Source organism: Alteromonas lipotrueae (assembly GCF_019249215.1).
GTDB classification, from domain to species: Bacteria; Pseudomonadota; Gammaproteobacteria; order Enterobacterales; family Alteromonadaceae; genus Alteromonas; species Alteromonas lipotrueae.
Genome location: NZ_JAESDI010000018.1, coordinates 64,518 through 74,101, shown reverse-complemented (window position 1 = coordinate 74,101; position 9,584 = coordinate 64,518). Strand labels below are relative to the sequence as shown.

Below are 9,584 nucleotides of genomic sequence, written 5' to 3'. Positions count from 1 at the left end.
CGGGAATAGCTCAGTTGGTAGAGCACGACCTTGCCAAGGTCGGGGTCGCGAGTTCGAATCTCGTTTCCCGCTCCAAATTTTCATATATAAAATTAAATCAACCTACTTCAGTTTGATTAATGCGACCCCACGGGTCACGACCGGTTCCCGGCGACCGAATGTCGGCCCAGCGAGTGTCGGCCAGTTACAAGTCTCGTTTCCGGCTTCAAATTTTCTTATCTAAATTTAATCAGCCTTAATATTTAAATCATCTCCCAGCTAAAACCCGCTGTCTTTATTTAAGCTTTCTATGTTTATTCATGCCAATAATGCACTTTTTAGCGTAAGCGAGTGTAAATTTTCTCTTTTTACACCCTTTAAAAGGCTTCTTTTTTTGAATGGGTTTTTATTCCCGCAGCTTTGCACCGAGTGCGAGCATGTACTCACTGTTTTGGTGATAATCTATAAAAGTCCTTAGATATCAATTTCTAATGCTGCATTAGATCCGCTGCTTATTACTCTTAATTCAGATTTAGTGCATGCATGCGCGATATTAGAGCATATTTATTCAAAAATAATTAAAAATTTATGTGTTTTTGCTTTAGAATGCGCGCCCTTAACGGCATAGATTCTGCTACGGATCATGCTGAAAACACTGATGCACGTACCCAACAATAAAATTAACGGGTACAAAGATAGAAGCCCCGCCAGGAGAAAACACAAGCATGCACTATAAAGGCAGCACCTTCGGGTACTCTTTGGTTGCCGGCGCTGTATTTACTGCTTTAAGTAGCAGTGCAGTTGTCGCCCAAGAAGTTACTGTAGATGAAAAACAAGTAGAAACAATTGAAGTTACTGCAACCCGCCGAAGCGGCACTTTGCAGGAAGTTCCAATTAATATCTCCGCCATAACATCGGACGTGTTGGCCCAACAAAATATTGAAGACCTTGACTCAGTAGCTCGCTGGGTACCAGGCTTGACCGTCACCGATCAGGGTGGTCGAAACGATTCTCCTATTATCGTGCGAGGCTTAAATACAAACTCATCTGGCCCAGGTTCAGATGGGGGGACGGTAGCTACTTATTTTGGTGAAATTCCATTATTCCTTAACATGCGTTTACTTGATGTAGATCGTGTTGAAGTACTCATTGGGCCGCAAGGCACCTTATATGGTGCTGGTACGCTTGGCGGTGCCATTCGCTATATACCTAAAACAGTAGATTTAGATTTTACTACTGCTGAAATTACCGGTGATGTGTTCACCATTCAAGAAAGTGATTCATTAGGTGGCGAAGGAAGTTTCGTATTCAACGCGCCTATTATTGAAGGTGAATTGGGTGTTCGTGCATCACTTAATTATTTCAATAATCCGGGGTTTATTGATTACAATTACGTTGTGCAAGAAGGTGGTGTTTCACTGCCCGATCCTGATTGGACCGACAGCACGGCTATTAGCGAAAACTTACGCCAAGTAGAAGATGCTAACGGTGAAGACACGCTAACAGGTCGCGTAGCAGTACGTTGGTTACCCACCGACACCATTGACGCTACGCTGACTTATTTCTTCCAGACACAAGACGTAGAAGGCCGTTCAATCAGCCACTACAATGCGTTGTCTGATGAAAACGGGTTAAGTGCGTTAGTAGGTAAATACGAGTCGGCTTATCGTTACGAAGAGCCTCGTGAGAAAGAAGATTCATTATTAAGCTTAGAAGTTAAAGCCGATCTTGGTTTTGCTGAATTGGTGTCGGCTACAGGTTATTCGAAGTTTGAATCAGACGGTCAACGGGACCAAACTGACCTGCTTATTCGCTTAGACTACAGTTACGAAGAATTTCCGGCGTTTTCTTCTTACACGGAAGAATTAACAGAACGCTCTACGCTGACGCAAGAAGTGCGCTTAGTGTCGCTAGATGATGGTCCATTATCGTGGATTGTGGGTGGTTTCTATTACGACACCGACAGCGAAGGTACCAGTAAAGAATTTACCCCAAACTTTGACGTGTACGCTATTGAAGTGTGGGGCGTTGACGGCAACTATCGTCCAGACAGCCTTGAATACTTCTCAGCAGACGAAATCGATATTACTGAAAAAGCCCTTTTCGGTGAGCTCACTTATGAAATTACCGATAAGTGGGATGCTACCATCGGTTTGAGAGCCTACGACTATGAAGTGTCAGCCCGCTCAGGCGTAGACTTGCCGCTTTACTACTCAGTATTTGAAGGTCGAGCTTCTGATTCCATCGATTTAGAACTCACCGAAGCGCCTACCGAGGATGACAGCGGTACACTGTTTAAATTTAATACCAGTTATAAGTTTACCCGCGATACCATGGCTTACGCGACAATCAGCGAAGGGTTCCGAATTGGTGGCGCTAATGGTGCCCCGGCGTGCCCCGACAATGTTGATGACTTGAATAACCAAATAGTGTGCGCATTACCGGATGAGCAGACTTACGGAGCGGATACCACTACCAACTACGAGCTTGGGGTTAAAACCAATTTCTTCAACAACAAACTACAAGTGAACACCGCATTGTTCTATGTTGATTGGGAAGATCCACAAGTTACTGGTGCAACCGTAAATGGTCAGCAACCCATTACGGTTAATGCTGAAGGTGCTGCATCTAAAGGGCTAGAGTTATCGTTGCGTGGTCGCGCAAACGACTATTTAACCATGTATGCTACTTATGCTCATACGAAAGCAGAGTTAACCGCTGATGCGCCATTCTTGTTTACAGCCCAAGGTGAAGAGGGATCTGAACTACAAGATTTTTATGATGGTAAAGATGGTGATCGTTTGCCAGGTTCAGCCGAGCATCAATTTTCATTTGGTATGACATACAGCCAAGAAGTATTTGGCGATAAGATGTTAGACGTGAATTATGGTATCACTGCACAAAGTGATATTTATACTACGGTTGGTTTACGCCAGGACGGTGAAGCATTACCAGGATATGCAATCAGTAACTTAAATGCGCGTATTTCATCTGAAACTTGGTCGGTAACCTTGTACATCGACAACCTATTCGACAAGTACGCGTTTGTGTCTACACGACGCAACGTAAGTGATATTGGCGAAGGTGTTTATGACAGTGTGCTTGAACCAAACGGTACTGAATTAAGCCGTAACTATGGGCATTACATACTTACGCCACGTACAGTAGGTCTGAAGTTCAACTACAAGTTTGATATGTAGTAGTATTACCAACAGTACTTAATAAAGGCACTCCATGGAGTGCCTTTTTTTCAGGCGCATCATGATAATAGCAATGATAGACAGCAATGATAGACAGCAATGATAGATAAACAACAGCATTTCAATGTGGCCACCACAGCCATTAGCAAACGAGATTATACGTCAGCACATAAAGCCTGCGTAGAGGTTATTCAGGCCTTCGGCGATGACCCTCATGCTTATTTTCTTCTGGGTATCATCCACATTGAATTAGGACAAATTAATAAAGCGGTTAAGTTGTTAGAGAAGTCGAATAGCCTTGATGCTAGGGCGCTCACCTATGCTTATCTTGCCAAATGCTTTGCCCTCATTGGCGATCTTAATCTTGCCCAAGCCGCCGCTAAACTCGCCCCACCAACGTCACTCACCCGAGCGCTTGATTTAGATACCGTTGGGGTAGCGTTAAGCAGAGTAGGCGATCATGAAGGGGCACTTTCTTACTTCAAGCGCGCGTTATCTATTAATAATGACAATCCACAGTTTCATTATAACTATGGCGTCAGTAGTAAGTTCGCCGGTAGTTTTACTCAAGCCAGAGACCACTTCGAGCAAGCTATTTCACTGAACCCCAATTTTTATCAGGCGCATTTTGCGCTGTCTGATTTAGGGGGGATCACAGCTGAGAAAAACCATATCAACCGTTTGCTGAACGCATCACGCACTTGTGAAAAACACGTAGAAGGACGACTACATATTGGCCATGCACTAGCAAAAGAATATGAAGCATTAGGGCAATACGATGAGGCTTTTGAAGCACTACAGTACGCCAAAGCGCCTAAGCAGCAGGCTAGTCAAGACGCCTTGGCTGATTATGAAATGTTATTCGATTATCTACAGCAGCAGGCGAATAGCCCATGTGGAAGCGCTAATAAGAACTTAATTAAAAGCATTCAAGCACATGGCGCCCAAGACAGCTCGCCAATTTTCGTAATAGGCATGCCCCGCTCTGGCACTACCTTGGTAGAGCGTATTTTAAGCCACCATAGTCAAGTTGCTTCAGGCGGTGAACTGCAAGATTTTGGAGTGGCAGTAAAATCGCTGGCCAACACGCCCTCACAACATGTACTTGATTTAGACACCCTAAAAGCAGCGGAAAACCTTAATATGCAAGAAATTGGGGAGTGCTACCTAGCGCGAACCGCTTATCTTAAACAAGACGGGCAGCGTTTAGTAGACAAACTGCCGTTTAATTTCTTTTATGTTGATCTTATTCGTCGTGCTTTACCGAATGCCAAAATCATTTGCTTGATGCGTGACCCCATGGATACCTGTGTGGGCAACTACCGCCAACTATTTTCTATTCACAGCCCATACTACGCTTATGCTTATGATTTGAATGCCGTTGGACGTTTTTACTTGCGATTTAACAAGGTAATGGAAGCGTGGGCGCAGAAATTTCCTGGCAACGTACATATTCAGTCTTACGAAGCCTTGGCGATAAATCCTAATGAAGAAGTCCCCAAATTACTTTCGTTTTGTGATTTAGCCTGGGAAGAGCAGTGTCTGCATGTAGAGCGAAACACATTGCCAGTGTCTACGGCGAGCAAAGTACAAGTGCGTGAAGCAATAAATACGCGTTCGATTGGGCGCTGGAAGCAGTATAGCAACCACACCAATTCGCTCCAGAAATTGTTAGGGTATTGTTAAAACTACTTGCATCCTTTGCGGTGGCAGCATAACCTCACTGGTCTAACCAGAAGAAGTGAATTTCAGAGAGAAAATTATGTCCGTACCAAACCCGTTGCGCAACTTTGTGAAAAAAGCCAATACCTATCCAACATGGCTACGTCAACGCATGCTCACGTGGATGTTCAGGTACAAAGTAAAGTTAACGGGCACGGTCAGCATAGATATTCTGGAAACCGATTTAAAGTCAGTGACTTTTCGTCAAAAAAACTACAAGAAGGCGCAGAACCATATTGGCAGTGTGCATGCGGCTGCTATGGCATTGCTAGCGGAGTCTTCTACGGGTTTTGTTGTTGGAGTTAACCTACCTGGCGACAAGTTACCGCTGATTAAAGAAATGAATTTTAAATATGTGAAGCGCGCACAGGGCGATATGCATGCAGTAGCGCACCTTACCGATGAACAAATAGCGTTAATGCAAACTCAAGAGAAAGGTGAAGTTACGGTAGCGGTTAAAGTAACCGATGCTCAAGGTATCGAGCCTGTTCTATGTGAAATGATTTGGGCTTGGGTGCCTAAAAGCAGGAAGTAGTACCTGTATTTAAAAATTAGGCCGAGTACGCCTGATTACCATGTGCGCGTTGCTTATGCAACGCGCATGTTCAATCTAAGCATTTTACAGTTTTATTAAGTTTTCTCTTATCACGTTTTTCTGTTTGACAGCATTGTTGATCCCAACTATCTAATTATCAGTGTAATAAGCCAAGCGGCACAGGCGCGCGGCTAATGGGTCCTCATCGGCGCACGATGCGGAGTATGATAATAGCTAGAAAGGCTGAGATAGGGGGTCATATGACAACGTTATCCAGAGAGAAACTGATTAACCGTCCGTTTGCAGATAAAAAGCATTACCCATATGGCTTCGCTCGCTCCGGTGACTTTTCAATTTCTGAAAGTAAGTTATTACAAGCCCATGGTAGTTTGTTTGCAGCCTTAGTAGATGGCAAGATTGAACCTAGTTCTGATGTCGAAATTAACTATCTTAATGCTGCGTTAGGGCAATGTGAGCCACAAACGCCTCAGGCAAAAGCATGGATAAAATATCAAAACCGAATTAACCGACCCAAAGCGGCCAGTATTTATGGTTCTAAGCGTGCTGTAACAGAAGATGCAGACGATAATATGGGAATAGAGGATAACAGCGACATTGAAATAGACATTGATGACGATTAGTTGTTAATTTCTTGTGAAATTCATCCTAATAAGCGCCATTATTTTCATCGTAACGAAAGGTTTATCCTATTTATCTTGAATATTGGGATATATATCTCACTTTTGTGTGGTTTGGTGTTTTATCTTCCTACTTCCTTCGTTATAGTCCGCTCATCGTCAACATTCGCTGACAATACACCAAACCGATACAGGAGAGAGAACTGTGAAAATGATGTCGGGCGCTGCCATGGTGGTAGAAGCGCTAAAAGATGTAGGAGTAACACATGTGTTCGGCTACCCAGGTGGTGCCGTACTAGACATTTATGACGCTTTATATGCGCAACAAGATGTCGAACATGTCCTCGTGCGTCATGAACAGGCAGCCGCTCATATGGCGGATGGTTATGCACGTTCAACTGGCAAAACCGGCACAGTCCTCGTCACCTCAGGCCCTGGTGCAACCAATACCATAACGGGTATTGCTACCGCTTATATGGATTCAATTCCAATGGTTGTATTGTCTGGGCAAGTTCCCTCTATGCACATTGGTGAAGATGCTTTCCAAGAAACCGATATGGTAGGGTGTTCTCGCCCAATCGTAAAACACAGCTTTCTAGTAAAGCGTGCGGTAGATATTCCAGAAGCCATTGCGAAAGCGTATTACATTGCAAATACTGGCCGACCGGGCCCAGTGGTAGTCGATTTACCCAAAGACATTGTAAATGTGGCTGAAGATCACCCTTATGTGTTCCCAACCGATGTAACCATGCGTTCGTATAACCCAACCGAGCGTGGGCATACAAAGCAAATTAAGAAAGCGGTCGCTTCATTGATGAAAGCCGAACGTCCAGTACTTTATGTTGGTGGTGGCGCGGTTACATCTGAAGCGTCGTCACGAGTTATCGAATTAGCTGAAAAGTTAAATGCACCAGTTACCTGTACGTTAATGGGGCTAGGCGCTATGCCAGGTACACATGAGCAGTTCGTGGGTATGCTAGGTATGCACGGCACCCTTGAAGCAAATAAAACCATGCATAATGCCGATTGCATTATTGCCTTGGGCGCACGTTTCGATGATCGCGTTACCAACAACGTAGCGAAATTTTGCCCTCATGCTGATATTATTCACGTAGATATCGACCCGGCTTCTATCTCTAAAACCATCAACGCACATATTCCGGTGGTTGGTTCGGTAGATAAAGTACTCGACCAAATTTTAGAACAGTTTGTTAATAAAGACCTATCTGGTCAAAAAGAGAAGCTAGCCGATTGGTGGCAACAAATTACTCAGTGGCGCTCTCGTGAATGTTTGAATTACGAGCAAGGCGATACGGTAATCAAGCCACAGCAAGTTATCCAGTCTATTTATAAGCATACCAATGGTGAAGCTTATGTAAGTTCTGACGTAGGCCAGCATCAGATGTTCGCTGCCTTATATTATCCGTTTGATAAGCCTCGCCAGTGGATCAACTCAGGTGGCTTAGGCACCATGGGCTTTGGTTTACCCGCGGCGATGGGCGTACAGTTCGCACACCCAGAGTCTACCTCGGTAGTGGTAACGGGTGACGGTAGTATTCAAATGAATATTCAGGAATTATCTACCTGTTTGCAGTACAACCTGCCGATTAAAATCATTACCTTGAACAACCGCGCATTAGGCATGGTTCGTCAGTGGCAAGATATGATTTACAAAGGTCGTCACTCGCATTCTTACATGGACTCAATGCCAGATTTTGTGAAGCTTGCAGAGTCTTATGGCCATGTAGGTATCAAAGTAGATAAATTAGACGAATTAGATGCAGCGATGGAAAAATGTTTCAGTCTTAAAGACCGCCTTGTGTTTATGGACATAGCGGTAGATCAGAACGAGCACGTATATCCAATGCAAATTAAGTTTGGCGCTATGGATGATATGCGCTTAAGTAAGACGGAGCGTACCTAATGAAACGTATCATTTCTGTATTAATGGAAAACGCACCTGGCGCGTTATCTCGTATTGTGGGCGTTTTCTCACAGCGCGGCTACAACGTAGACTCTCTTTGTGTAGCCCCTACTGACGATGGTAGCTTATCTCGCCTTACCATCATTACCCATGGTGATGATAAAGTCATTGAGCAGATTACTAAGCAAGTGAACAAGCTTATTGATGTGCTTAAAGTGGTGGATTTAACTGAAGGCACACATATTGAGCGTGAGTTGATGCTAATTAAAGTGGCTACTCGTACTGAATCTGTGCGTGCTGAAGTAAAGCGTAATAGTGATATTTTCCGTGGGCGCATCTTAGATGTTCATGCGAATAACTACACCATTGAAATTACGGGCACTACCGACAAACTAGACGCTTTTGCGGCTACCATGGCCCAATGTGCGGAAGTAATTGAATCATCACGCACTGGTGTGTGTGGTTTAGCACGAGGCGAGCGCGCATTACGCCCTTAACGGGTGACATTTAACGTGCAAAGCGAAGCACATAAAGCGCTAAAGAAATGAAAAAGGGCGAGTAACGAGTGTTACTCGCCTTTTCCGTAATAAGCTTCTAAGCGAAGTGCCATACCATAAGACGGCGAGAAGTCTTCACGTCGAAGCCACAATACAAATGGTTCTACCTCGAAGTAAAGCCATTCTCTTATTGGATTGCTGCGCCAACGCAAACCTGTGTAAACCTCTTCTACTTGGTAGGTAGGTTTGTTCAAGCCTTCCACCATAAAGCTGTAAACCAAGGCGTTGTTGTTGTTGATAGGGTATAAGTGTTGTAACTCGTGTCGCCACAACCAGTCGTTGCTATTGTCTCGAAAATAAAAGCGGTTATTTAACCGAGTGACGTTATTGTTACTGCTAACATGCTGGATAGAGGTACCTAACTCTGCGCCAAATTGATCCCGCGTGTATTGATATATTTCAGTGTCGTATAGCATGGCCCAATGGGAGTTAAATGCATAGGCATCACGGTAGCGAGCTTTTACATACAGCTGATCCCGTCTTCCTGCACCAACACGAAATGAATAGTGAGAGTTTTGATCTGGGCGAAAGCGTAGTGAAATGGTCGTATTGTCTTGCCTTCCCAGCGAGGGAGAGCGCGCCGCTTTTATAGTATCACTTTGGGTTTCGTCTTCATTATCACTTAATAGCAAGTCTACGCGATTTTCGAGGTGGGGGAGGGAAACACGAATACGAAACCGAAGATCGGTTTCAGCGATATCTCTGGTTCTAGGTTCCCAGCTAAGTTGAATTCTCCCTTCTGCTTTTGCTTTTTCTTTGGTTTTTGAGCCATCGGAGAATAAGCCATCGAACTTACTTACGGTAAAGTCCATAGAGTCGGTGAAGCTGCGTTGCCACACATCAAACCATTGCATAGGTTGATGATATTCAACATTGTTTTGTGCATTATTCACTACCTCGTGGGTAGGAACAGGCCGGTTATCACTCTGGTCAGTAAGCAATAAACACAATGAGACTGCTAAACACAACATAACAACCCAAACTCCCTCTAACGATTTCGCGGTGAAATGATATCCGTATCAATTAATT

At 44.2% G+C, this 9,584-nt stretch carries 7 protein-coding genes; 6 read left to right on the top strand and 1 reads right to left on the bottom strand.

The features are described 5' to 3' along the window. The first annotated feature begins 704 nt into the window (after positions 1–704). The 6 genes from JKP82_RS18415 (at position 705) to ilvN (ending at position 8,495) form a co-directional block, all read left to right on the top strand. Complete coding sequence (locus tag JKP82_RS18415; RefSeq protein WP_218398192.1) at positions 705–3,179, top strand: TonB-dependent receptor; 2,475 nt, start codon at positions 705–707, stop codon at positions 3,177–3,179. Between the two features lie 99 nt (positions 3,180–3,278). After that, complete coding sequence (locus JKP82_RS18410; protein ID WP_218398190.1) at positions 3,279–4,865, top strand: tetratricopeptide repeat-containing sulfotransferase family protein; 1,587 nt, start codon at positions 3,279–3,281, stop codon at positions 4,863–4,865. A gap of 76 nt (positions 4,866–4,941) precedes the next feature. Continuing rightward, complete coding sequence (locus tag JKP82_RS18405) at positions 4,942–5,436, top strand: DUF4442 domain-containing protein (protein WP_159528380.1); 495 nt, start codon at positions 4,942–4,944, stop codon at positions 5,434–5,436. A gap of 260 nt (positions 5,437–5,696) precedes the next feature. Beyond that, positions 5,697–6,077 (top strand): MaoP family protein, encoded by a 381-nt coding sequence (locus JKP82_RS18400; RefSeq protein WP_159528382.1) that lies wholly within the window; start codon positions 5,697–5,699, stop codon positions 6,075–6,077. A 202-nt stretch (positions 6,078–6,279) separates the two neighbouring features. Next, complete coding sequence (locus JKP82_RS18395) at positions 6,280–7,998, top strand: acetolactate synthase 3 large subunit (protein ID WP_159528384.1); 1,719 nt, start codon at positions 6,280–6,282, stop codon at positions 7,996–7,998. After that, positions 7,998–8,495, top strand: coding sequence for an acetolactate synthase small subunit (gene ilvN / locus JKP82_RS18390; RefSeq protein ID WP_013785617.1), 498 nt, complete (start codon positions 7,998–8,000; stop codon positions 8,493–8,495). The genes JKP82_RS18395 and ilvN overlap by 1 nt, the downstream gene beginning before the upstream one ends. A 71-nt stretch (positions 8,496–8,566) precedes the next feature. Here the strand turns inward: ilvN and JKP82_RS18385 are convergent, their stop codons facing one another. Then, positions 8,567–9,526: a TonB-dependent receptor gene (locus JKP82_RS18385; RefSeq protein WP_218398188.1), complete on the bottom strand. Its 960-nt coding sequence runs from the start codon at positions 9,524–9,526 to the stop codon at positions 8,567–8,569. Positions 9,527–9,584 lie beyond the last annotated feature (58 nt).